The sequence below is a fragment of the Kitasatospora nipponensis genome, from assembly GCF_039528135.1.
Classification (GTDB): domain Bacteria; phylum Actinomycetota; class Actinomycetes; order Streptomycetales; family Streptomycetaceae; genus Kitasatospora; species Kitasatospora nipponensis.
Genome location: NZ_BAAALF010000415.1, coordinates 1 through 1,873, shown reverse-complemented (window position 1 = coordinate 1,873; position 1,873 = coordinate 1). Strand labels below are relative to the sequence as shown.

Sequence of the window (1,873 nt, the reverse complement as noted above, 5' to 3'; positions counted from 1 at the left end):
GGACCCGCACCCACCGCTCCGCCAGCCGCTCCACCGACTCCGGATCGAACAGGTCCGTCGCCCCGGTCACCGCCCCACGCAAGCCCGCCGGACGACCCTCGTCATCGAAGGACTCGCCCACACTGATGTCCAGGTCGAACTTCGCGACCGACAGGCTGGCCGACAACTCGGCAGGCAGTGCCCCGGCGCGCACGGTCGGCAGGTCCAGTACGGCTTCGGCGTTGTTCTGCATGGTGAGGTTCACCTGGAACAGCGGGTGCCGCGCCATCGAACGGGTCGGGGCCAGCTCCTCCACCAGCTTCTCGAACGGCACGTCCTGGTGGGCGAACGCCTTCAGGCCGGCCGTCCGCACCCGCGCCAGCGCATCACTGAACGTCGGATCACCCGACAAGTCAGTGCGCATCACCAGCGTGTTGACGAAGAGCCCGACCAGGTCGTCCAGCGCCTCATCCGTGCGCCCGGCAACGCCTGTGCCGATCGGGATGTCGGCGCCGGCGCCAAGGCGGGACAGCAACACCGCGAGGGCGGCCTGCAACACCATGAACACCGTGACGCCCTCGGCCCGCGCCACCTCCACCAGCCGCGCGTGGACCTCGGCCGGGACCTCCAGGGGCACGCCGTAACCGCGGTGGCTGGGCACAGCCGGACGCGGGTGGTCGAACGGGAGCTCCAACTCCTCCGGCGCACCGACCAACGCCTCACGCCAATGTGCCACCTGACGCGACAGCACGCTCTCTGGGTCCCGCTCGTCACCGAGCAGCTCGCGCTGCCACAGGGCGTAGTCCGCGTACTGCACCGGCAACGGAGCCCACTCAGGCTGGCGCCCCTCCCGCCGGGCCGCATACGCCACCGACAGGTCCCGAGCCAGCGGCCCCCTCGACCAACCGTCGCTCGCGACGTGATGCAGCGTCACGGCCAGGACCTGCTCGCCGGCACCGGTCGAGAACAACCTCGCCCGGATCGGAACCTCGGTCGACAGGTCGAAGAGGTACTTGGCGGCCTCCGCGAGGGCGCCGGGCAGCTCGGCCTGCGTGACCTCAACCACCTCCAGCTCCCAGGCCAGCTCATCAAGAGCCACGATCCGCTGGTGGGGCTCACCGTCCACAATCGGGAACACGGTGCGCAGCACCTCATGCCGACCGAGCACGTCCCGCAGCGCGGCGCCCAGAGCCTGCTGGTCGACATCGGCGGAGAGCCACACCGCGATGGGCGTGTTGTAGGCGGCGCTCGGGCCCTCCAGCTGCCCGATGAACCACAGCCGGCGCTGGGCGAACGACAGCGGCACGAATGTGGGCCGCTGGTGGATCGTCAGTGCCAGACGGGCAGCGTCGGCACCGGACAGACCGGCGACGAGCCCGGCCACCGTCGGCGACTCGAACAGCTCGCGGATCTCCACCTCGACGCCCAGCAGGGTGCGGATCCGGCTCACCAGGCGAACGGCGAGCAGGGAGTGGCCGCCCAGGGCGAAGAAGTCGTCGTCGACCCCGACGCTCTCCAGTCCGAGGACCTCGGCGAACGCCGTGCAGAGCAACTCCTCCTGCAAGGTGGCCGGTCCACGGCTGCCCGCTGCCGCACCGGCGGTGTAGTCGGGGGCGGGCAGGGCCCTGCGGTCGAGCTTCCCGTTGCCGGTCAGCGGCAGCGCGTCCAGCACGACGACCGCAGCCGGGACCATGTGCTCGGGCAGCCGCTGCTCAGCGAACTTGCGCAGCGCAGACGAGAGTTCGAACTCATCGGCCTCGTCCGCGTCCGCCGGGACGACGTAGGCGACCAGGCGCACGTCACCTGGCTGGTCCTCGCGGGCGATCACCGCCGCCTGGTCGATCTCGGGGTGGGTCAGCAGTGCGGTCTGGACCTCGCCCGGCTCGATGCGGTA

Annotated in this window: 1 protein-coding gene; it reads right to left on the bottom strand. The window is 70.8% G+C overall.

Annotated elements, in window-relative coordinates; all coding sequences use genetic code 11:
• Positions 1 to 1,873, bottom strand: a 1,873-nt coding sequence (locus ABD323_RS40775) for a condensation domain-containing protein (RefSeq protein WP_344447160.1), incomplete at both ends; no start/stop codon positions are given.